Raw genomic sequence first — 26,657 nt, forward strand, 5'->3', positions numbered from 1 at the left:
ATGCAGACGGAGTTCGCGCCGAACACGGGCGTGCTTCTGCCTTCTGCGGGCTATGTCTACCGCGAGGGCTACCACCTCATCGGGTGGTCGGACACGCTCGGTGGTGCAGTTCTGTATGCGCCTGGCTACACGCGCTTCCGCATCAACGCAGATACAACCTTCTATACCGTTTGGGCTATTGATTCGTACGACGTTACGTACGTCTCGAATACGCTCGATGGGTCAACTTGGTCGGGTTCCATTGCCCAACGTGCGGATTACAACACTTCGGTCTCGGTTCAGACGTGTCCTATGGCCACGTATTCGTATAACACCGCGACCATGAGCTTCGACCATTGGAGTACCGACCCCAATGACGTCGGCGTCTCCTATGGGGCTGGCGATACCCTGCTGGTCAAGGCTCCGGTTGCTCTGTATGCCATCTGGAAGACGGATATTCTGGAGTCTGGTACCGTCGGGGATAACCCCAACGTCTACTGGGAGCTCTATGCTGACGGCACGCTTGAGATGGGGCTCGTGAGCTCCTCTGGAAGTGCAAGTGTGTATGCGCCCGATTTCATGCGTGGCTCCACCAAGATCAACAAGGTCGTGACCAACGGACGCAAGAGCCAGGGCAAGATCAAGCCGACCACGCTGTTCAACTGGTTCCGCGATTGCCCCAACATGTCTTCGTTTGACGGTTCTGGTATCGACACCACGGACACGACCGTCTTCGCCGGGTGGCTTGAGTACACGCTCCAGACCTGCAACGTCGAGAGCCTCGCCGTCACGGGCACGGGCGACTGGGTCACTACGGGAATGGTCGCGACGGGCTCGGAGGAGATCCTCGAGATGGGTCGTGTTTTCCACGACCAGTATGCCGTGCGCCCCCTCTCGGGAGACCTTGACATCCACAGCTGGACGATGCTTGGCGATGGCATCCTCACGCCTTATCCAACGTTCACGTTTGGTTCCGCCGGCAAGCTTTCGTCCATTACACTCGGCGACGACTGCCGTCTTTCCGGCACGCAGTTCTCTCACGAGGGCGTTGGCGTCTGGCTCGGCAGCGATGGCTGGCATGGATCGAGCCAGGACCTCATGAACCGCTATCAGGACGGCACTACGGTTACGAAGGACTACGGGGTGGTCACCTATGTGTGGTTCCCTGGCGGCCCTGATGGAAATGACGTCATCTACAGCTATGACTTCGACCCCGACACGAAGACCGTCTACAACGTCAGATGGAGTGCCGCAGGCTTCCTCAATCCCTCCAAGAATGTCTGGTGGAGGCTCGTGTCTGGTACGCTCGAGATGGGTGTTGAGGACCCTGACGGGGACGTGACGGTTAGCGTCTACGGCGGCATAAACGATGACTGGTACGGCGCCACGACCCCCTGGGCAAAGCTGCGCGAGTACATCGTTCGCGTCAACACGATGGGTTCAGGATCGAACGGAAAGATCAAACCCACCACTCTCCGCGGGTGGTTCGAGGGTTGCGTGACGCTCGAGTACTTCGACGGGGCTGGGCTTGACACTTCTGCTTGCACCTCTTTTGCTCAGCTGTTCGATGACGCGCACCCGGCGCTCACTGTCGTCAACGTCGGCGACTGGGATACTTCGAAGGTAACCTCCTTCCTGGAGGCGTTTGATGCCGACAGCACCTCAAACGCGCTGACTGGCGAGCTTGACATCCATGGATGGGACATGACAAGGGGCAATGTCTCCGGCATGTTCCTGGGCTCGGGCGACAATGCTAGCTGGATGGACTCTATCACTACGCTTATCTTGGGCGACAAGGTCGTCCTCACCGGCTCCGGCTTCAGCCGCACCAATGATGGCGCGTGGCTTGCGTCTGGCGGCCTGTTTGACGGTCGTCACCTTCGCACTGCGGAGCTCGTCTCGCTCTACGGGACGACGGGGGCAAGGTTCGCAATCGGCCAGACCACTTGGATCTGGGTGCCCGGATACCTTGGCGGCACCTTTGCTTCCAACCCCAACGTCTGGTGGACGTTTGACACCGCTACGGGAACCCTCGAGATGGGCGTCTTCACCAACGCGTCCACGGTGGGGGAGAATAGCATCATTACCGAGAATTACAGCAACCTTCCCTTCGCGACCCACGCGGCGGACATCACCTCCATCGTGACGGACGGCACCTCGTCCGCGGCAAAGATTAAGCCTCGTACGCTGGACTGGCGTCTTGGTCTTGCGTACGCGAGCCTTGCCTCATTCGACGGAAGTGGCTTCGACACCTCCCTCGCGACGAGCTTCGCGAACATGTTCCTTGACCATGCGGGTCCTCTTGCAGTCACCAATGTGGGCAGCTGGGACACCTCAAACGTCACGTCCTTCTCGTCTGTGTTTGATTCGAACGCAGCTGGCTCTCAAGCCCTTGGGGAGGCATCTACGCTCGACATTCATTCTTGGAACATGGTCGGGAAGGGTTATGCGAACGCGTTCCGAAACGCCACGTCCGTGATCGACTTTCTGGTCTTGGGCGATGGCTGCGTGCTTACCGGCGCCAGCTTCAACCATGCCGACGACGGCGCGTGGTATGCGACGAACGGCGGGTACGCCGGCCGCTTCCTGCGCACTCCGCAGCTTGTCGCGTTCTACGGCGTGAATGGCGCAAAGCTTGCCATTGGCGACACCGTCTGGCAGTGGTACGACGGCTACATGGGAGGAACCTTCGCCTCGAACGACAACGTCTGGTGGAAGTTTGAGGTCGACACCGGCAAGGTGCTGATTGGTACCTATGACGACGGCACGGCATTTGGCGAGACCGGCGTCGTCACAGAGTCTGGGGGCGACAGAGGCAACCTTCCCTTCGAGGGCTACTATCGTGATTCCATCAAGTCCTTCTCGTCCGTAGCAACGGATCTCGCGGGCAATGCGACCATCAAGGTAAAGCCCACGAGTCTGCGCTGCTGGCTGCGCTACTACCCGCTTCTCGAGTCCTTTGACGGTTCCGGCATGGATGTCTCTGCGGTTACGGACATGTTTGGATTCCTGCAGCACATCGAAACCGCGACCGCCACCTCTGCTCGCACGCTCACGGTTTCCGGCGTGGCGGATTGGGACGTCTCCTCGGTGACCGACATGAACGCGCTCCTGCGCGACGGTTCGGGCTCGCGACTTGTGTCCGGGACCCTGGACATTGGCGGCTGGGACATGAGGGGTGCCTCCTGGTCAACCTGGCCCATCTTCAACACCGGCGGGCAGGGGACTACCTCTGGCTCCTCGGTTCGCGGCCTTAGCAAAATCATCTTGAGCAACAACACGGTTCTTATCGGCACGGCCTTCGCACACGGGGGAACGGGCTACTGGAAGGCCGTCTCTGGAACACTTTCTGGTACGCTCCTCTCGAGCCAGGCGCTCGTTGCATACTATCCTAGGGTCGGAAACACCAATGGCGTAATCGAGTGGGAATGGATTGACGCTGCCGATCTTCCCGCCTCCGACATTGCCGTTCCCGATGGCAAATCGGGCGTGCTCGCTTCCAACCCCAACATCTGGTGGAAGCTCGACGAGACCCTTGGCGCCCTCAGCATGGGCGTCATCGACCCCGCGAAGTCTCGCTTCTTCACGGAGCATGGCGCGAGTCTCCCGTGGTACGGAAAGGTCGTTCGCTCGTTCTACGCGGATGCTACCAACGGAAAGATCCAGCCCTACTCGCTCGAGGGCGCCGGCAACAACAGCGGGCGCTACATGGAGAGCTTCGACGGTTCGGGCATCGACACCTCCCTCGCCATCAGCCTGTATTCCTTCCTCGATTCTGGCTCCAACAACACCTTCGAGCTCAAGGGGACCGAGGCCTGGGACACCTCTCGCGTGACGACCTACACGTACTTCGCTGACGGTTCGCAGGGGTCGCGCATCACCGGTGGCCTCGACATCTCCAGCTGGAACATGGTCGGCGCCGACGTCTCGAACTTCCTGTCCGGTAACGCCGCCGCCTCCCTCAAGTGGATTCGCCTTGGCGACGGCAGCGTTCTTGTCGGCACCGGCTTCAGCCACGATTACGCGGCTGATGGCGTTTGGCTGCGCGACGACCGCAACTGGCATGGCTCGACCGCCGACCTCATCGCACTGTACGCCGCTGGCGGTAACATGCTTGGCAAGCACGTCTATGTCTGGTTCCAGGGCAACGAGGACGCGAACGGGGATGGCATTCCCGACGGTGCCCCCTCGGATGCCAGCGTGACTTACACGTATGGTTACAGCGATGTGCGTCGCACCGTTTCGGTCGTCAGCTGGACCGCCGCGGGAACCTTTGATTCGAATCCCAACGTCGAGTGGCACGCTAAGGACGGCGCTGTCACGATGAACGTAGTCGCTTCTCCTGTGGACGTCACGGGTGACGGCATCGTCAACTCCCTCGACTTCCGGATTAGCGAGGGCGGAAGCTCGGATGCCACCAATGCTACGGGTCGCGGCAACCTTCCGTTCGACTTCCTTTACAAGTACATTCGCAGTGTGGCCACTGTTAGCTCCGTTTCCACCGAGAAGATCGTGCCCCTGACCATGAACAGGTGGTTCCGCCTGTATCCCGCGCTCTACAAGTTCGATGGCGCGGGACTCGACGTCTCCCTTGTGTCCGACATGTACGCCTTCCTCGCGAGCTCTTCTGGCAGTTCCATTGCCCAGAATCTGATGGTTACTGGCGTCGAGGACTGGAACACCTCGAGCCTTCGCGACGCCCGCTGGATGTTTGCCGACATCACTAGCTCCGCCACGCGCTCCCTGCTGGGCATTCTTGACCTGAGCGGATGGGACCTCACTCGCGCTAACGTCCAGAACATGTTCTACGGCCCCAACGTTGGGGGAGTGGCGAGCTCCGCCCGCAATCTCCAGGTGATTGTCCTTGGTAGCAACGGCGTGCTTGAGGGAAGCATGTTCGCCAAGGCGGGCACCGGACTCTGGCAGGCCGAGTCCGGAACCTATCGCGGTGGCCAGCTTCCCACCTCCACCCTCTACTACTTGTATCAGAGGGGTGGCAACGGCATGGGCCTTGGGTCCATCACCTGGACGTTCGTCGAGGGGCTCACGGTCTCCGGCGTGACCATTCCCGGCAAGAGGGGAGTGTTCGCGTCCAATCCCAACGTGTGGTGGGACTTCGACAACGACTCCGGAACCCTCACCATCGGAGTGTACGACGCCGGCAGACCCACCATCGTTACCGAGGGACTTGCCCATACCGGGCAGGGGAGCGACCTGCTGCCCTGGCTGTACGGTTCCAACGCCCTTGCCAGTGGCGCCATCAAGCGCATCGTTACGACTCCCGAGTCGGGCAAGCCCCAGGTCATGCCTTGGGACATGTATGCCTGGTTCTGCAATTCTCGCTATCGCTACGACGGCTACTACAGCAATCTCGTCTACTTTGACGGTTCCGGCCTCGATACCTCTCACACGCGCACGATGGTCGCGCTCTTCCGCGACTGCGCGAAGCTCGAGACCATCGACGGCGTCGCCGGGTGGGACACGGGCTCGACCACGGACTTCCGCGAGATGTTCATGGGTTGCAGCGCACTCAAGAGCCTGGACATCTCCAACTGGGACGACAAGGCCTATGGTGACGCTAACCCCGACCGTTCCTCGGTGCCGCTGATTGATTCGATGTTCACATACATGTCAAACCTCGACACGTTCACCGTAGGTGAGAAGGTCGTACTTACCGGTACCGGACTTACCCACAGCGGCGTTGGCGTCTGGCTTGGGCAGGACTCCGCCAATCCCTGGCACGGCAATACGGCGGAGCTGCAGGCTCTCTATCCTGCGGCGACTGATGCTGCTCTGGGCGGTGGGCGCACCTTTGTCTGGGTCAAGGACCTCCCCGACTCTCGGACCGTCACATACCGCTATGACTACGACCCGGATACGAGGACGGTTTCCGGCGTCAGCTGGTGGGTCGGTGGCACCTTTGCCAATCCGAATGTCTGGTGGTTCCTGAAGGATGGCAAGCTTAACCTTGGCGTGACCGACGCCAGCGCATCGGCAAGTCGCGAGGTGACCGAACATGGCTCGCGCGACAACACCGGTGGCTCGACGCTTCCCTGGTTCTACCTGCGTGACTTTATCTCTTCTGTTGCGACCTCCGGCGTTGACGGCAGCGGCAATGCCTCTGCCGGCGCCATCCAGCCGCTTAACCTTGAGAGCTGGTTCGAGGGATACAAGATTCTCGGCCTGTTTGACGGGTCGGGCTTCGACACCTCCAAGACAACCACCATGGCGCAGCTGTTCGACGATGGCCCGAAGAACCTCGAGCTGCGCAACATCGGCAACTGGAACACCTCGAGCGTCACGAGCTTCTACGGCACCTTTGAGTCCGATCTTACGGTTGCCTTCGATGGCTCGTCCGATGACAACCATGTCATCGTCGGGGCGCTTGACCTGCACGACTGGGACATGACCCACGGCAGCGTCGCCTATGCGTTCAGCTACGATAACAAGGACAACATGGACGGCGTCACTACCCTCATCTTGGGCAATGGTGTCGTGCTCCAAGGATCTGGCTTTGCCCGTCTCTCTCCCGGTGTGTGGGCGTGCACGAGCGGCACGTACCTCAACGTACGCGTGACGACCGAGCAGCTCCTTGCGATGTACCGTGCCGGCGGCAATGATCTTGGCATTCAGACCTGGACTTGGATTGCCAACGGCACTGCGACCGTCCCTGCGGGTGCCAACGGCGTATTCATGAGCAATCCCAACATCTGGTGGAAGATTGATGGAAGCACGCTCGTGATTGGTGCCGAGAGTGCATCTCGCTCGCTCACTGTTGCTGAGTACGGTACCTCCGTCCCCTGGAATTCGCTAAGGAACAACTTCATCAGTTTTGCCCCCAACGTTACCAACGGCAAGGTTGCTCCTATCAATCTCTCTGGCTGGTTCTCTGGCTGCTCTGTCCTGGAGACCGCGAAGTTCGAAGATCTCAATCTCTCCGGCATATCGAGCCTCGCGAACGCGCTCTCCGGAACCGTTCTTGAAGGCACCCTGCCGATGAGTTCTTGGAACGTCGATACCACGAGCATTCCTGTGAGCGGGCTCTTTGCCGGGACTGCGACGAGCAACCTGTCCAGGATTGTTCTGGATAACGACTCGGTTCTTGAGGGGACTGGATTCACGCACGTTGACGGTGGCTATTGGGTTGCCTCCGGTGGCACCTATAACGGTCGTTCCGTCACCACCGCTCAGCTCATCAGGCTGTATCCTGCCGCCGGTAATGACCTTGGCGCCACGATATGGAATTGGGCAACGGCTCCCCAGGAGGGCGTCTTTGCTTCCAACGACAACATCTGGTGGAAGTACGATGCGACTACCGGCGCTCTTACCATCGGCGCCCACGACGCCTCGAAGTCCCATGAGGTTACCGAGTACGGTGACAAGCTTCCTTGGAACATCTGGAACAAGAAGATCACGTCCTTCTCGGTCGTTGATGCCGCGACGAAAGGTAAGATTCAGCCCGCATCGCTTCAGGACTGGTTCCACACCGCCGTCTGCCTCACGAGCTTCGACGGTTCTGGACTTGACGTTCAGAACGTCACCAACATGCGCAACTTCCTCTTTAACGAGGCTGCTGACGGATACGCCGCGGTGACCCTGAACATCACCGGCGTCTCCAATTGGGAGACCTCCAAGGTGACGGACATGACCAACATCATCTCCATTGCCTCTAACGGTAGGAGCTACCTCGCCGGGGACTTCAACATTTCTGGTTGGGATATGTCAAAGGCCCTGCTGACGGGAGCCTTTGGCGGCGGCATTATGGATAGCGTTGGCCGGCTCGTTCTGGGCTCCAAGACCGTTCTTGCCGGCAGTTCCTTCTATCACTCCGCGACCGAGGCTGGAACGGGTACGACGAGTGGCGTTGGCGTCTGGCGTCGTACCGCGGGCACGATGATTGCCTCGTCTGATGGTCTGAGGCAGCTGTATCCGAAGGCTGGCAACCCCTACGGAGAGCAGATTTGGGTCTGGGATGCTGACGTGAACACCCCCAACGTCTTCGCTTCCAACCCAAATGTCAGGTGGGACTTCAATGCGGGAACCGGCAAAATTACCCTGAGCATCATCGACCCCGAGCTTTCTCGCGTGGTTACCGAGACGGGCGAGAGGCTTCCTTGGTACGTTGAGCGCGAGAGTGTGAGGGACTTTGGCGTCAACATGACGAACGGAAAGGTCGAGCCCACGACGCTCTATCATTGGTTCCTCGGCAACTCGTTCCTGTCGCACTTCGACGGCAAAGGCCTCGATGTCAGTGGCGTTACGGACTTTTCTGGCATGTTTACCGACACCAACCTGACGGGCGCCCTTGACGTTGCGTCGTGGGGCTGGGATCTCAGGGGCAAGACTGTCGACAACATGTTCTCCGGCACCGCCCTCAAGAACGTCACCAACCTCACCGTTAACGACAACACCGTTCTGGCCGGTACGGGCATCGCCAATGCCGACGAGGATGGTGCATGGAGGCGTGTGAGCGGCACGTTGATAGTCTCGAGCCCGAGGCTCATGCAGATCTATCCCTCGGCTGGAAACGACTACGGCGTGCAGACCTGGTACTGGGATACCGCCGCCACGGCTCCCACCAACCTGTTTGCCTCTAACCCCAACATCTGGTGGACGATGGACGACTATGGCAACCTGACGATCGGTGCCTTCGATACCGCCATCAGCCACGTCGTCACCGAGGACGGGCAGTCGGTGCCTTGGGCTGGCAAGCGCACGCAGATTACCTCGTTCGCGTCTGACCCGACCTACGGCAAGGTTGAGCCGACCACGATGTCTCTTTGGTTCGAGGACCGCAACGCCATCGTGGACGGCGTATACAGGATTCACTTCAACTACTATGGCGTGCGCTGGTACCTGGGCGCGCGCAGCAACAACACGCTTGTCCTGGTCTCCCAGGACAACGTTCCCTCCGACGTCAAGGTTGACTGGACGGTCACCAACATCGGCGGTGCCTACACGCTTCTTAGCGGATACGGCACCTACATGCGTTACACGGGAGCAAGCACCGATGCGGGGTACCACGGCGGCGCCCTTGACGGAAACGCCAAGTGGCAGCTGGTTAACCTGAGCACCTCGCCCTACAACAGGATTGTCATTACCTCGACGCAGAACCTCAACCAATCCGTAGACCTAAAGGGAGGTACGGCCGAGCAGTACAATCCCGTTCGCTACTGGACCAATGGCGGCTGGGATGGCATGAGGAACACGCGCATCGCCGACAACGGAGCGCGTACGCCCAGCAACGGCACCTTCACCTACGCCGAGGTCTGGCACTTCGAGCGCATGTCCACGGAGCTGACGGCCATCGATTTCACGGGAGTTAAGGTAACCGGAGCCGTTGTCTCCAACATCTTGGAGCATGCGGCCAAGCTCGAGTACATTACGGTTGACGACACGTCGGTCCTCGCCGGTACGGGTCTTTCTCGCTCTGGCGTTGGTTCCTGGGTTGCGAGCAATGGCCCGCTCAGTGGTCGCGGAGTCTACAACTCGACCCTGCAGAAGATCTACTCCGCTAGCGGCAACTCTCTTGGTGCCAACACTTGGACCTGGACGAACAACCGCCCGAACACCTTTGAGTCCAACTACAACGTCTGGTGGAAGCTCGAGAATGGCGCCCTCACCATTGGCGCCTACGACGAGAACCAGTCTCTCGAGGTCTCCGAGTACGGCGATTCCCTGCCGTGGGCGCATCGCATGGGTGAGGTCACGTCCTTCTCGGCGAACACTGATCATGGCATGGTTCAGCCCCTCAAGCTCGACAGCTGGTTTGCGACGCGCAAGACCTTCTCGGCGGTTTCGAGTTTCAGCAACTGGAGCAAGGCCGGAATGGACTTCACCGCCGATGGTGACACCTACGGGATGCGCGACTGGAACTCTGGCGAGCAATCCGAGATGTACATTGCCGTTGTTCTTGACGCCAACGTCACTTATCGCCTTCGCTTCCAGTATGCCTTCGTGAGGGGCGAGAAGACCAACCTTCCCATCTGGATTGGACCTAATACCTCGAACAACAGCGGCAACATCATGTCCGACTATCTGTATCCGGGCAACACCTCACTTGTGACCTTCGACCGTACGCTGAGGCCCTCTTACACTGGAACGTTCTACATCGCTATTGATCTTGACCCCAACAATGGAGCCTATGAGTACTTCACGATTAAGGACATCCTCTTCTGTGAGACGGGCTCCGAGGGCGGCTCGCAGCTCTCGTCCGTCGACCTCACGGGACTCGACTGCTCCAAGACCACCTCGGTAACGAATGAGTTCAGGCTGACTCCTGCGACCACCCTCAAGCTCAAGTCTGACTCTGTCCTCACAGGCGCCGCTCTTTCGAAGTCCGGCGGTGCATGGGCTGCCCAGGACGGTAAGCTTGCTGGAGCAAAGCTGACGAACGCTCAGCTTGTCGCGTTCTATGGTGTCGGAGGCAACGAGTATGGTCCCATCACTTGGAATTGGACAGCGGGTGAGCTGAGCAACGTCTTCGGCTCCAACGCGAACGTCTGGTGGAACGTTGACGCCAGCGGCAACCTCACCATCGGCGCCTTTGACTCCTCGCTCTCGCGTGTGGTGACAGAAAACGGCGCGCATCTTCCTTGGGCTGACATTGCAGGTAGCGTCCTGACGTTTGACGTCGACGAGTCGAACGGGCGAATCCTTCCGAAGACGCTCGATGGCTGGTTCAGCGGTAATATGCTCACCGGTGACCAGGCCCTTCCCGGCACCTGGAGCCGTAGCGCAATGGGCCTGCAGTCCTATACGGACAGCACCATCACCATGAATGGCGCGAATGGTATTGCCGTACTCTACACTCGCATATACCTTCCTGCTACGGACTACTTCCTCTCGCTTGACTACACTGCCCCCTTCGGCGGCATGTGGCTTGAGGTCGACTCTGGCGTACATGCTGTTGGCTACGGCGGGCATAGCGGTTCCGCCATCGGAGCGATCCAGATGACCGGCTCCGGCGTAAGACATGGTTCCACGACCTTCACCGTGACAAACGCTGGGTACTACTACCTTATCTTCCAGCTTGATGGCCTAACGGATGGGCATACCGCTACCGTTACCATGGCCAATCTCACTCTGACGAGCGGTGCCAGCGCGAAGCTCACTGCGTTTGACGGTCATGGTCTCGATCTCTCGCAGTGCAGCTCTGCGGTCAACGCTCTGACGGGTGTCTCGTTCACCGGCAACGTTAACATGGCTAGCTGGGATTGGGACACCAGGGCCATAAACGTTACCAACATGCTTGCAATCTCGACCGGAAACGTCGATTCCATCACTCTGGACAACGACGACGTTCTCCTGGGAACCAACATCCGCCATAATGGTTCGGGCGCCTGGGTCGCTCAGTCTGGCATCTTTGCTGGTAAGGCACTCACCAGCGCTCAGCTCATGAGTCTCTATCCTCAGGTGGGCAACTCGCTTGGCACGGTTACCTGGAAGTGGGATTCCACCGCGACGCCCGACATTGGCACCTTCGCCTCGAACGCCAACGTTTGGTGGACGCTCGACGCGAGCGGCAATCTCATCGTGGGTGCCTTCGATCCCAACTCTCCGCTTACGGTCACTGAGACTGGTACCAGCGTTCCCTGGTACTCTCGCAGGGCCGAGGTCAAGTCCTTCTCCGCGAACTCCGCGAACGGGAAGGTTGCCCCCATGTCTATGGCTAGCTGGTTTGCTGGGGCGAGCAACCTGGCTACGGTCGATCTCTCCAAACTCGATCTGTCTGCGACGACTTCGCTCAATGCTACGTTCTCGGGGACTGGCCTGACCGGAACGCTCGACCTCACGAACTCCAACTTCGACTTCACCAAAGTCGACCTCACGAACATGCTTGCGGGCACCGCCGGTGCCAAACTCACCGGAATCAAGGCGAACGGCAATGTGATCCTGGCTGGAACTGGACTTACGAAGGCGGCCGGCTCTGACGGCAAGGGTGCATGGAAGGCCACCAACTCCGTGCTTTCCAGCGGGTTCACGACCTCTACCGCGGGCCTTGTAACGCTCTACCTGCCCACGTCCGCTGCGATTGGAAACAATGGCTCCGTCATTGGTGACGTCACCTGGATCTGGGACGCGACGGCGACGGCTCCGAGCATCTTCGCCTCCAATGCCAACGTCTGGTGGAGCATTGATGCAGAAGGCAAGATGACGCTCGGCTCGTTCTACACGGCCCTGTCCCGCATCGTCACCGAGACTGGCTTCGCAAGCAGCAACGGAAGCATAAGGAGCATCATCTCGCAGACGTCTGATGACGGTCGGGGCGGAAAGATTCAGCCGCTCACGATGGAGAACTGGTTCTATCTGGCATCGATGTACTCGCTGTTCGACGGCAAGGGCATTGACACGTCGCTCACCACGAGCATGCACTGGTTTCTGTGCATGGGCGGCCAGGGCCAGGGCAGCATCATAAACGTTCATGATTGGGATACCACCAAGGTCACCGATATGACTTGGCTTTTCAGCGCGGAGAACGGACGTCAGGGATCTTACGTTAGGGGAGACCTCGACCTCTCCGGGTGGGACATGACGGCGGCTAATCGCTCGCGCGCCTTTGCCAACCTAGAGGTTTCGAAGCTCGACTCCATCACGCTCGGCAACAAGAGCGTTCTTGCGGGTACGGACTTCGCTCACGCACAGGTCGGCGTCTGGCTGCGCGACGACGGACAGTGGTTCTCCAACGCTGAACTCGTGGCTCTCTATCCTGCGGCTGGCAACAGCCTTGGCGTCCACACCTACGTTTGGTTCCAGGGCTTCTACGACGAGAACGGCGACGGCGAGCTTGACGGCGCGCCAACCGGATCACGTGTCAACTATACGTACGCCTATGATCCTACGACTCGGACGGTCTCCAACGTGCACTGGACGGCTGATGGCGTCTTTGGCTCCAACTCGAACGTCTGGTGGCGCGCAAAGGACGGCGCTCTTGAACTCGGCGTCGCGTTTGCTACCGGCAACCGCATCGTTACGGAGGGCTCTGGTGAGTATGGCGACCTGCCCTTCGAGTACCTGCGCTACTACATCCACACCGTCGACACGCTCGGCCAGGGTGCCGCGGGCGACACCTGGGGCGCCGCCTCGACTGCCAAGATCGTCGCGAACACCCTGTATCACTGGTTCAGGCTATACCCCGAGATCGTGAGCTTCGACGGTCGTGGCCTCGAGCTCGTACCGACTCTCACCAATATGTCCCAGTTCCTCGAGAGCGCGGCTTCGACCGAGCAGCTTGCGCGCACGTTACTGGTCAAGAACGTCTCGGACTGGGATGTCTCGAGCGTCACGAACTTCTACGCGGTGTTCTACAACCACCTCAACCGCACGCTTGTCACCGAGCTTGACATCAGCGGCTGGGACATGACCAAGGCGACCAACATCAGTCTCTTCCTCGGAGGGGATGACTCCAAGTCTGCTGCGTTCAACCTCCCGAAGATCATCCTGGGTCAGAAGACCCTGCTCGCGGGGTCCTCGATCGCCCACAACGGCTCTGGCTACTGGAGGCTTGACAATGGGCCCATGGCCGGCACGCTCCTCTCGAACCTCGGCCTTGCGGACTACTATCCCATCCAGGGTAACCAGAACGGTGTGCTTACTTGGATTTGGGTCGCTCGCGACGACGCTTCCATCGTGGCCGATCTCTCGTGGGCGGCGGCTAACGGCAAGAACGGCCTCATGCCATCCAACCCCAACATCTGGTGGAACTGCGACGCGGATGGTAACCTTACCCTGGGCGTTGTCGATGTGGCCAAGTCCCACTTCTTCATCGAGAATGGCTCCACGCTTCCGTGGTACGGATCTCGCGGCAACGTGAAGACTTTCTCGGTCGACCAGAGCAACGGCAAGGTGCAGCCTTACAGCCTTGCCTCCTGGCTGACTAACACGAACCTTTACTCCTTCGATGGCTCTGGTGTCGACACGAGTCTTACGGTCTCGATGAGCCAGCTTGCCAACACCGAGGGCAATGCCCCCATCACCATTACGGGCCTCGATGCCTGGGACACCTCACGCATCGGCGACTTCACGAATGTCTTCGAGGGCTATGAGGGCTCCATCATCACCAGTGGCTTCGACATTTCCAGCTGGGATATGGTCGGAGGAAACGTTGGGGCGTTCCTCGCCGGCTCTGCCGGCTACGACGTCAAGTACCTTACCCTCGGCAATGGCGTCGTCCTTGTGGGCGCCGGCTTCCAGCATCGCAATGCCGACATTGGCGTATGGCTGAGCGATGAGGGCAAGTGGTTCAGTACGGCTGAGCTCATCGCTCTGTATCCTGCTGATGGTAACGCTTTGGGCAAGCGCACCTACGTCTGGTACCAGGGCGACTTCGACGTTACGGGTGACGGCGTCATGGATGGCGCTCCCGCCTTCAACGATAACGACCCGATTCCCGTTACCTACACCTACACCTACGATTCCTCGACGCGTACGGTCTCCAACGTCCACTGGAGCGCTGACGGTATCTGGGCATCCAACCCCAACGTCTGGTGGTACGTGCACGATGGTATCGTCGAGACGGGCGTATTCGACGCGAGTGCGGACCGTAGCGTCACTGAGTACGGCACCAGCGGCGACAACAACGCAAACGGCCGCGGAAGCCTGCCCTTCGACTTCCTGGTCAACTTCGTCTACAAGGTCAACACCCTTGGCACCCAGGCTGACGGCACCGCCTCGGCGGGGCTCATCCAACCTACCAACATGAGTCACTGGCTCCGCTTCTACCCGCTGCTCACTGAGTTCGACGGATCGGGCCTTGACGTCTCGGGGACCACGAGCATGCGCGCACTTCTCGCCGCGGTGCCGGGCAACTGGTACACGCGCAGGACCGTCAACCTCTACGTTGCAGGCGTCGAGGGGTGGGACGTCAGCTCCGTTACCGATATGGACTACCTGTTCTATCGCGAGGGCACGCGCTACGTGCGCGGCACGCTTGACCTGTCCAGTTGGGATACGAGAGGCGCAACGCATTCGTACATGTTCGGCAGCGACGCGCTCGCAACGCTCGAGACCCTTCGTCTGGGCCAGAATACGGTCCTGATTGACACCGACCTCAGCCACGCGAACGCCGGCTATTGGATGGCCGGTACCGACGGCAGGTTCGTCGGCACGCTGCTGCGCACCGCCACCCTGAAGTGCTTCTATCCCAAGGTCGGCACCGACAACGGAACCATCTCCTGGACCTGGGTTGCGGACGACTCGACTGAGGTTACGGACGCCAAGGCGCTCGTGGCTTCGCAAGGCAAGAGCGGCTGCTTCGACTCGAACCCCAACGTCTGGTGGAAGCTTGATGACGACGGCAACCTGACCATTGGCGCTTTTGACGCGGCCAAGTCGACGTTCGTGACGGACGCCGGCGGCGCACGTCCCTGGAACGCCAAGATTGCGAACGTCAAGACGTTCTCTGTCGACTACAGCGCCTCCGACTCCTGGAGCATGATTCGTCCCTACACGATGAACTCCTGGCTCAGTGGCGCTTCCAACCTGACCACATTCGACGGCTCCGGTATCGACACAACGCTCGCGATCGACCTCTCTGGCATGTTCTACAACGACGCCAAGCTCGTCGACTTCGTGAACACGGGTCACTGGAACACCGAACGCGTCACGAACTTCTCGAACATGTTCTATGGCTGCACGGGCCTTTCGACCATCGACCTCGCCCAGTGGGACATGATCGACTCGACCGTGACCAACATGTTCTCGGGTGCCAGCAACCTCAAGACGATCACGGTAGGCGAGAAGAACATCCTCGCCTCGACTGCGATGACCCATACGGGCGTGGGCACTTGGCTCATCGACGGGACTTACACCTGGAACGATCCGTTCCACGGTCTGTCGCATGCGAACCTCATGGCCATGTATCCCGCCAGCGGCGCGACGATTAGCGGTACCCGAACGTTCATCTGGAACGCCGGGACTCCTGACGCCGCTGCCGTCAACTATGCATACGACTACGACCCCGACACCAGGACGGTCTCGGGCGTCACCTGGTGGGTTGGCGGCACCTTTGCCAACCCGAACGTCTGGTGGCGCCTGAAGGACGGCCACCTCGAGATGGGCGTTACGGACGCGGCGGGCAATCGCATGGTCACCGAGGCCGGTACCGGCGATTCCGGCAAGAGCGGCCGTGGCAACCTTCCGTTTGATGACTACTACTACTTCATTACCGACGTTCAGACTGACGGACAGGGCGCGGCTGGCCAGACGTGGGGGAGTGCGAGCACTGCTCAGATTCAGGTCGCCAGCCTTGATCGCTGGTTCCGCTTCTATCCAGCGCTTGCCGCCTTTGACGGATCTGGTCTGGATACGACTGGCATCACGGACATGTATGCCCTTCTCGCCTCTGTCAACAGCCACGCCAGCCTGCCTGACTGCAATATCGCCACGACGCTTACGGTGAGCGGCGTCTCCGCCTGGAACACCGCCAGCGTGACCGACATGCGCTACCTGTTCTTCAACGATCACGACTTGCGTCCTCTTACGGGCACGCTTGACCTGTGCGGTTGGAACATGGGTGCCGCCAACCTGCAGTATGCCTTTGGCGGGTCCAACGCCTCTGGCTCCATTGTGGCGGCGGCTTCCAGTACGAAGAACCTTGATGTTGTCATTCTTGGCGGTCGCTCGGTACTGTTTGGCTCGAGCTTCGACCACGCCAACTCCGACCTGGGCACCTGGCGTGCGTCCGGCGGATCACATGACGGTTCGACCACGAGCACGACTGGCCTTGTCTGGATGTACGCCAAGGCCGGAAACGATGTCGACGTTACCACGTGGACCTGGGACGGCGCCTCGGCCTTCGTCCAGGGCTACTTCCCGTCAAACCCCAACGTCTGGTGGAGGATTGACGAGTATGGCAACCTGGTCATCGGCGTTGTTGACTCGACACGCTCGGTTGTTGTCCAGGAGTACGGCACGGCTGTCCCCTGGTACTCCCGCAGGAGCGAGGTCAAGAGCTTCCAGGCCGATGACTCCCAGGGTATCAAGGTGGCTCCTGCCAACCTGTCCTCCTGGTTCGAGGGCTACACGAACATGACCGCCTTCGATGGTGACGCGCTCGACACGTCCAACACGACCAGCATCCAGAAGATGCTGTACAACACCAATCTCACTGCGACGCTTGACGTCAACAGTTGGGGCTGGGACATGTCGCACATGGTTACCGAGAACTGGCTCGGTGGCACTGCGGCTGCGAACCTGCCCGTTATTATCATGGGCGTAGGCGGCAGTCTTTCCGATTCCGGCATCAACCACACCGGTGCCGGCGCATGGGTTTACACTGGCGGCATCGGTGACGGCATGCCGGCTACCAACAACTCGCTCAAGCTGATCTACCCTGGCCTTCAGAGCAACTGGGAGTCCAAGATCTCCTGGTCCTGGGATACGTCGGCCGTAGCGACGGACAACATCTTCAAGTCGACTCCCAACGTCTGGTGGAGCTTTGACAGCTCTACGGGAACCCTGACCATCGGCTCCTACCAAAGCGACCTCGACCTCGTGGTCACCGAGTATGGTCCTAGGAACTGGGATGGCCATGGCGACAGCGCCAGCAAGGGCTACCTCGAGAACAACCTTCCCTTCTACGGCTACGCTGAGTCTGTCACCAGGGTCATTACGCGCAAGAGTGATGACGGCAAGGGCGGCCGCGTCGCTCCGAGGGACCTTTCCGGATGGTTCGCCGGGTCGAACGACCATTGGTGGAGCGGTTACAATCCGCGTCCTTCTGGCACCAATCCCTACGGCTTCTACAACCTGCAGTACTTTGACGGCACTGGATTCGACACGACCAACACCTTGGGATTCAGGCACATGTTCCGTATGTACAACGACAGCGGCCTTTCGACGATGGTTCAGCTGCGCGTTGTCGGTATGGACGACTGGAACACCGGCAACGTGACCGACGCGTCGAACATGTTCCTCGATCGTTACCTGATTGGCGACCTCGACATCTCGTCCTGGACCATGACGGCTCCGTATGACTACTCGCTTGGTCTCAACGTTGCCAACCTTGATTCGATTACTGTCTCCGACAACTCTGCCCTCGTCGGCTGCCGCCTGACGCACACGGGCGTTGGCATGTGGTATGCATCGAGTGGCGCCTATCAGGGTGACTACTTTGACAGTAATCAGCTGATGAGCATCTATCCCAAGCGTGGCAACGACATCTCGAAGACCACGTACGTTTGGAAGTACGGTACGCTCGTTACCTTCAGTGCGAACGGTGGCGAGGGTCAGGACTTCAACGTCTTCTTCGAGCAGGGACTTACCAAGCTCGTGCCTAACCCCAAGACCACCCACTTTGTCCGAGAGGGCTACGTCATCTACTGGTGGAATACCACCCAGGGCGCAACTTCCGTCGACACGCCGGCCGTCGAGTACAATACCGGCTCGGTGTACGTTGGCGGCGTCAAGCAGTACGAGACGCTCTACGCGATTTGGGTCCGGGACGTCAACGCGACCATCCAGTTTACCGCTGGCTCTCCCGAGGCCTCCGGGCACGTTGCCGCAATCACCTCACATGCCGGCGACGACATCACGCTTCCCGGCAACGGTTATACGCGTCCGGGCTACGACTTCATCGGTTGGTCCTATGGTGGAAAGACCTATGCGGTCGGAAGCAAGCTCCGCCTTCACGACGTCCCTGCGGGTAAGTACGGCGATACCGTTGACGCTAACGGCCTGCCTGTCATGACGGTTACCGCTGTCTGGAGGGTGAAGACCGGCTATGTCGTGAACTATGACCTTGAGGGCGGCGTCGCCAAGGGCGGTGGCAGCTCCCTTGTCTCCAAGGAGGGGCTAAGCTGGGAGTCTCCGGGCTCGACGTTCCTTCCCAAGTCGAGTCCTGAAACGTTCTATCTGCCGGGCTATGATTTCCTCGGCTGGACCGCTGTTCAGGGTGACCTGTCCACGCTCGTGACGTCCTCAACTACGTATGGTGAGGCCATGTGGATGGCCAATGGCGGTGTCATGCCCACCGATCCCGCTCTTACTCCCTCGAGTGCCTCGCTTCGCTGCGCGTCTCTTTCGGTTGCCTCTGGCGGGACTTCTCCGTCCGGCAGCTTGGGCACCGCTCTCACGCTCTATGCGGCGTGGACGCCGTATTCGCTTACGGTCGGCTATGCCGTCTCCGACAGCAACGGTGGCACCCTTAGCAAGTACAGCGAGTTCCTCGCTGACTGCACGACAGACCATGCCACTGGCACTACCGCCACCGCCAGTGCGGGATGGCACTTCTCGCATTGGACTGTCAATACTAATGACAGCTGGACGTCTACTGGCGCTGTTTCTGGCAGCGAGATCTCGACGCTCTCCACCAGCGATATCGAAGGTCCAAACATCGGGGGCATCAATCCCAACGTTTACATTCTCTATACGCCACCCTCTGGCCCCGCGTTCTACTATTACGTGAAGCCCGTTACATTTACGGCGGTCTTCGTGCGCAATGACTATAACCTGCACTTTTATGATGGTTTGCCGTTGGGAGAGACGCTTGAGCCCTCCAGCGACGCCGTTCCCACTGCGCCGACGAAGGTGACGTACGGCACATATGTTCAGCTCCCTGCTTACAATCTCGTCCGAAAGGGCTATACCTTCACGGGATGGAGGGCCGATGCGAACATGGTCCTCAGCGGTGTGACCTATGACGTCGCTAACGGGGCCGTCCTCAATGTGAGCGACCTTGTTACGCTAACCGCCTGGGCCAGGACGCACAACGCCGACATTAACCTTTACGCCCAGTGGAGCGAGAACGAGGCAGAGTTTACCTATAAGGCCGATACGGGCGGAACCGTATCCTCTAACTCCGGGGTTTTGGGCGGCTTCACTCAGTGGACTGAACCGAAGTTTGGCGTCGTCAGTGGGACCCCCTTCGGTTCCATCGCGGTTCCCGATGACGGCTACGAGTTCTTCCGTTGGGTTTTTGATGCTACCGGCGATCAGATTCCCGATTCTCCCTCAATTTATCCCGCGGATACCGTTTACCCTGGTGCTTACACTACCGTTTACTCGACTGGTGGAAAGACGGTTGGACAGCTTTTCTTCCCAAACAAGACCACGCTTGGTATCTGGCCCAGCTCGATGACGTTCCGCGCGGAGTTCAGACCCATCAGCTACACGGTGGAATTTGATCCCAATGGCGGCTCGGGCTCCATCGGCTTCGTTTCGACCCCTGGGGCGAACGGAAAGCAGAACTTCACGTACGACGAGGTTATGCAGCTCGTTCCTAATTCGATTACGGGGAGTGGCAAGACTGGAATCTACCGCGACGGCTACAAGTTCACGGGATGGAACACCGATCCGGCCGGAACGGGAACCCATTACGATGACATGCAGTCGGTAAGGAATCTCACTACGGTTCCTAATGGCAATGTTGTCCTGTATGCGCAGTGGACTGCGGAGGAGTACACGATCGTGTTCTCTGGCGCCTCGGTCGACGCTACCGGCACCATGCCGGATCAGACGTTCACTTTCGACGTTACGCAAGCTCTTACGTTGAACCAGTTCAGGCGCAATGGCTACGATTTCGGATACTGGACACGCACGCCCAATGGCAGCCTTGCCTACAACGATGGCGATACCCTGGGAGACGTTACGGGCGGCGCCTTGCACCCGTCCCCCGTCTTCTCGGGCAAGATTACCCTGTATGCGTATTGGATTCCTAGGAGCTATACGGTTACCTTTGATGCCGGCGATGACACTTACTCCGGCGCCCAGGCCTCCGGTCTTCTGAAGCTTCCGAGTGGCTTGACCGCAACAACGTATACGCTCCCGGGCACTGTCACTTATGGCTCTAATCTCGCCTCGTCCAGCTCGTCAATTCCTGGCGTCGTGCCAACGCCGGGTGCGGGCTTGGCGGCAGCCTACTTCAAAGGCTGGGAGGTTTGGACAACTAAGGATGATGGCTCCCGTGTCAAAGAGGAGGGCGTTACCTTCTCTGCGACGGATGTGACCATTAAGGGCGACACGCTGTTCGTTGCGACCTGGGGCTATGGTCAGCTCTCCATCACGTATCGCCCCGGCGCCCATGGTACGTTTGCTTCGGTTCAGGGCAGCACCATCTGGTCTGGCTCGGCGGCGTTCATGGCGTACAACCAGCAAATCTACGTTTCCGGTCGTGCGAGGAACTACCACTATCAGGGCAGCGTCGACACAGCCCTTACCAACGTAAAGAACCTCGACAAGCCTTCTGGCGAGGTCGGCTGGACCTTTGCTGGCTGGAAGTGGTTCGACCTTGCCGGCAACGAGTGGACTTCGGTGGTGGGCGCTCCTAACTATATGGACTACCTGACTGTCGTTGCCGACCACACGCTCATCTTCGAGGCCGTCTGGACTCCCAGCTACCAGGTACTTACTTACGACAAGAACGGTGGAAAATTTGCATCCGGCTTTACCGCTGCCGTTGTTGCTCGCACGGGCGAGTCCGTAACTCTGCCCAGCGCCTCCTCCGTCTCGCGTCAGGGCTCTGACCTTGACGGCTGGTCGCTCACCCCGGACGGCCCGCTTGCTTATACCCCCGGCCAGGTTATCAAGATGTTCGGTGCGGACACGACGCTTTATGCGCACTGGTCCAACCGTCACTACGTGCTTCACTTCGACAGCCTTGGTGGTGACCCGCGCCCTGACAAGAACGTCGAGTGGGATCAGACCAACCTCATCACTGATGTGCCCGACCCCTCGAAGCCTGGTTACGTGTTCCAAGGCTGGTATCGCAACCTTGACGGCGGCACTTCCGTCGCGAAGTACGACAACGGCATTCCGTTCGAAGCCCTTGCAATGTCTGACGCCGAGGGAACCTCTGCTACCCTCTATGCCAAGTGGGTCGAGGATGTCGCACAGATCAACTACGTTACCGGCATCTACTCCGGTGGCGTCCTCGTTCAGGGTGGTCACGGCACCACCAATCCCACCTACGAGTACGTTGATGCCGTCACTGGCATTCCCCAGGGGTCTACGGTTACCCCCGCGGCTGGCTATCGCTTCCTGTACTGGGTTGACGAGAATGGCAACCACGTCGGCGCCGACTATACCCTCAAGCCCGTTAAGGGGCGCTATGACGCTTCGATAGGCGCCTACAACATCTGGGGCAAGTACGTCACCACGATCACTCCTGATGGCAAGACAATTACCAGGTTCGAGTCCGTCACCTTTACTGCGGTTCTTGCCCCCGTCAACTACGTCATTCACTTCGATGCCCAGGGTGGTTCGGGCTCGATGGCTGATCAGGCGTTCGTTTACGACCAGGGTGATACTGCTCTCAACAAGAATCTCTTCTCCAAGACCGGATACCGCTTCGCCGGGTGGAATACCGCTGCGGATGGAATCGGAACGGCGGTCGAGCCGAATGTCCGCTATGCCGACATGGCTCTCGTCAACAATCTCGCGGTCACTGAGGGCAAGACCATTACGCTCTATGCTGTGTGGGAGGCCGCGCCGTTCTTCATCAAGTACCACGGCAATGGCGGCACTCCCACCCAGGCGATGTATGACACCAGCAATGGTGGTTACGATATGCCGCCCGACACCTACGTGCGCCAGTACGATACGAACGAGGCCTTCAGGTTGATGGGGGCCAAGGTGTTCACGCGCGTTGGCTATAAGATGGACGGCTGGTCCCTTACTGAGGGCGGTCCGGTCGAATACCAGACCAACCAGCTCTTCAAGATGCCTCCGAACGACCTCGATCTGTACGCGCACTGGGTGCCCACGACGTACACCATCGTCTTCTATCCCGACTTCCCCAGCTGGGGCAACCATCGTGGCGCCTCGTGGGGATCCACGGCTAGCATGACCATGCGCTACGATCAGGCCCGAGCGCTCACGGCAAACGGCTACCACATGATTGGCGGTACGTTCGACCACTGGTACTGCTCGTATAACGGCCAGACCTACGACGACATGGAGGTCGTGTCCAACCTCAACAATGGGCAGGACGGCGCCATCATCTACATGTTCGCGCGTTGGGAGCACACGCTCTATACGATTGACTTCATCTCGACCGAGCCCGAAAAGGGCACGGTTGACACGCCGACCATGAGGCGCATCTACGGATCGACGGTTTCCAACAACGACGCCAAGAACGTTGTCCCCAAGGACGGCTGGATGATCTGGCAGTGGGAGGCGACGATTACCTACGACAATGGCACCCAGAGTCATGCCGTCTACGGATCGGGTACCCTTGGCAACCGTGACTACTTCCTCAACATCCTCTGGCTGCCCGGAAACGTCGTCTTCAAGGCGCGTTGGATGGCTACGAGTCATGTCGTCAGCTTTGCTAACACGGATGACAAGAAGGGCTTGGTGACTGGCAACGATACGGTCGTTCTCACGGGCGACAGGGTTCCGTCCTCGAAGTACGGTTACAACACGGTTGACCCCGACCCCAGCGTTGACCCGCACCACTACGTGTTTGACCACTGGAAGTACGTCACGACCTACGACTGGACTAACTGGGATGGTACTGCTGCCACGTCTGAGGGCATAACCGACAACCCGTCGTCCATCGACATCTACGGCAACACCGTGTTCACCGCCGTGTGGCGTCGTATGGACTTTGACGTCACCTTCGAGACGAGTGACGCGTCCAAGGGTATCGTCACCGCGTCGCCGTCGCCTCAGACCGTTATCTATGGTCGCTGTGTCGACTTCGATTCCTCCTTCGTTCAGGCCATTCCTGCCAGCAACCGCCTCGAGCTCCTTGGGTGGAACTACGTTATGACCATGGAGGATCCCGTTACGGGGGCCATAACCACCAAGACGGGCTATGTTGACTACAAGCGGGCGGGAGAGCTTCAGATCTTTGGCGATACCGTCATGACTGCCGTTTGGGGTCGTACGCCGCGCATCGTTCACTTCGAGACAGAAAACGACAAGCGCGGCACCATCACCGCTGGTGACCAGCAGGTCAAGAACGGCCAGTATGCCAGGACGGATTCCTCGGCAATCAACTACACTGCCGTTAATGGTTGGGAGCCCTACGCCTTCAACTACACCATGGTTGACGATAGCGGCAAGACAACGAGGGGCAGGGTTGCCATGCCCGGCGTGACTGCCGCCGAAATCGCGGCCAACCGCTGGTACGAGCGACAGGGTATCACGGTCTCCATCGACAATCTCGAGATTTGGGGCGACACCACCTTCACCCTGCTGTGGAGGCCGACCTCCTATAGCGTCATCTACACAACGACCGACACGGTTCACGGCGAGGCTTCGGGCAACGAGGTTCTGAGCTTCCAGGAGCAGCCGACCATGTCCAACGTTCGCGTCCGTGCTGCAGCTGGCTATGAGCTTGCTGCGTGGAATTACAAGATGACTATGGCTGACGGCACCGTCTTCAATGGGGTCGTGCGTGACCCGAAGACCGTCGTGGTCGAGGGTGACGTCGTCTTTGACGCCGTTTGGGCGCTCCAATACACCGTCATGTACTTCCCGGGTGAGCATGGTCTGTTCATGGCGGGGGAGAGGGACGTCACCTTCTTTGAGGATGTCGACGAGGGAGATACGTTCCCGCTCTACGCCGGTGACATTGATGATGCCACCACTAATCCGAACAATATCGGCAACCCCAAGGGCAGCCTCGGCTGGACCTTCATCGGCTGGATCGACCAGTACGGCCACATGTGGTCGACCGAGTCCCTTCCCTGGTACATGGGCCAGGGTCCGCGCGAGGGCGCAAGGGACTGGACCCTCACTGCCGTTTGGGCCGCTACGACCAATACCGAGAGGTTCTTCTATCTCTCCACGAACGGTGGCTGGTGGACCGGCACCGACTATAGCGGCATGAACAAGGATGGTGCGGGCAACCTCGTCGTCAAGCCCTATGCGGTCGGCGAGCAGGCCCCTGTTGACGGGCTGCCCTCCGCGGATGCCGTGCGACGCTATGGCTATACATTCCAGGGGTGGGCCACCGATCCGGTCAACCCGCTCGCCATCGTCTACAATCCGGGCGACACCATTACCATGGCGGGTGAGACTATCACGCTGTATGCCATGTGGCTGCCCGTTCCCTACATCGTCTCGTACGACACCACGCACCAGGGCGATCCCATCGCCGCCGACATTGTCGACAAGGCGGGCGTCGTCTGGGAAGACACCAACCTTCTTCCCTCGCCTGACCCCTCGACCGATGGCTACATCTACGGTGGCTGGTTCTATGACGTCGACAACGACGGGAAGTACAATCCCGATGTCGACTTCCTCGTAACCGACTCCATGTCCTTCGGCGACATCGTTGAGACATATGCCGCCAAGGCGGGCCGTGCGGTTGACGACTCCATCAGCGGCATAACCCTCCATGTCTGGTGGAAGCCCGTTACGGTTCGCATTACCTACGTCGCCGTCGGAAACGGCGGGCTGACTGTCTACTATGAGGACGTCAACGTCACAAAGAGCGTCGCCGTCGGCTCCACGGCGCAGCCCAGGACGGGCTACCACCTGCTCAAGTGGACCGATAAGAACGGCCGTACGGTCGGGGCCGCGGACCTCTACCAGCCCTCCAAGTCCCTGGTCGAGGCATGGGCTACTGACCTCGTCTTCTACGCCTACTTCGAGCCTGACGCCTACCGCGTCCGCTTCGATGCTAATGGTGGCATCGGAACCATTCCCGAGCAGGCCTTCGTCTATGACGTCTGGCAGAACCTCACCAAGAACACCTCGATGTACTATCCTGGCTATCGCTTCGCTGGTTGGAACACCGCGCCCGATGGGTCCGGCACGCACTATGACAACTACCAGCGTGTCCGCAACCTCATCGCGGGACACAACGCGGTCGTCACCCTCTACGCTCAGTGGGCCGTTGACCTGTATGACGTCATCTATGACGGTAACGGAGCCACCAAGGGCTCCATCCCGCGTTCCACCTATGGCGTGGGTCAGACCATCAGCCTTCCTCGCGAGGGCTACGAGCGCACGGGTTACGACCTCGACGGCTGGGCCGACGCCTCTCACAAGGACCTCGACACTCCGCAGTACGCGCTTGGCGGGACGGCTGTCATGCCCGCGCGTGACCTCACGCTCTACGCGCACTGGAAGGCTCACAAGTACACGATCATCTTCGAGAAGAACGCGATGGACGCCACCTACTTCGTTGGCGGATCCATGCTTCCCATCGAGACTAGCTACGACACCCCCACTGTCCTTCCGGACAACCAGTACACCCTCCAGCACAGGCACTTCCTCGGCTGGGGTCTCTCGCCGACCGACAAGGCGGCGACCTTCCTGGATGGCGACGTCGTCAATAACCTCGCCTCCGGAGACGGTGACGTCGTGAAGCTCTATGCGCTCTGGGTTCCCGAGGACATCCAGGTAATCTTCACCTCGAAGACGTCGGATTCCGACAAGGGCTCCGTAACCATGCCCTATGGTCCTGAGATTGTCTCCTGGGGCCACAATCCTACCGGTGACACCGCGACAATCGTCGAGAAGGACGGCTACTACCTCTCCGGCTGGGACTACACCATGACAAAGGACGGGACTACGGTCACCGGTACCCTCACCACTGACCTCTCTGAGTTCCTCGTCTACGGACCCACGACGCTTGTGGCCCGTTGGAGCGCTGCACGTACCGTCGAGTACCTGCCTGGCGAGCACGGCAATTGGACCGCCGATCAGCCGAGCGATCAGGGCGTTACCATTTACCCGCACGCCAATCCCACGGGTTCCGTGAGCGATTACGCGTTTGGCGGACC

General features: G+C 59.5%; 1 protein-coding gene (only partly in view). It reads left to right on the forward strand.

Going from position 1 to position 26,657, the window contains the following annotated elements; translation table 11 throughout:
- On the forward strand, nt 1-26,657 hold the 5' portion of the coding sequence (locus B5D13_RS07985; protein WP_159444012.1) for an InlB B-repeat-containing protein. Its footprint extends 8,041 nt past the window's final position; only the first 26,657 of its 34,698 coding nucleotides appear in the window; its start codon is at nt 1-3; the stop codon falls past the right edge of the window.

This window comes from Olsenella sp. KH1P3 (assembly GCF_900167315.1).
GTDB lineage: Bacteria > Actinomycetota > Coriobacteriia > Coriobacteriales > Atopobiaceae > Olsenella_J > Olsenella_J umbonata_A.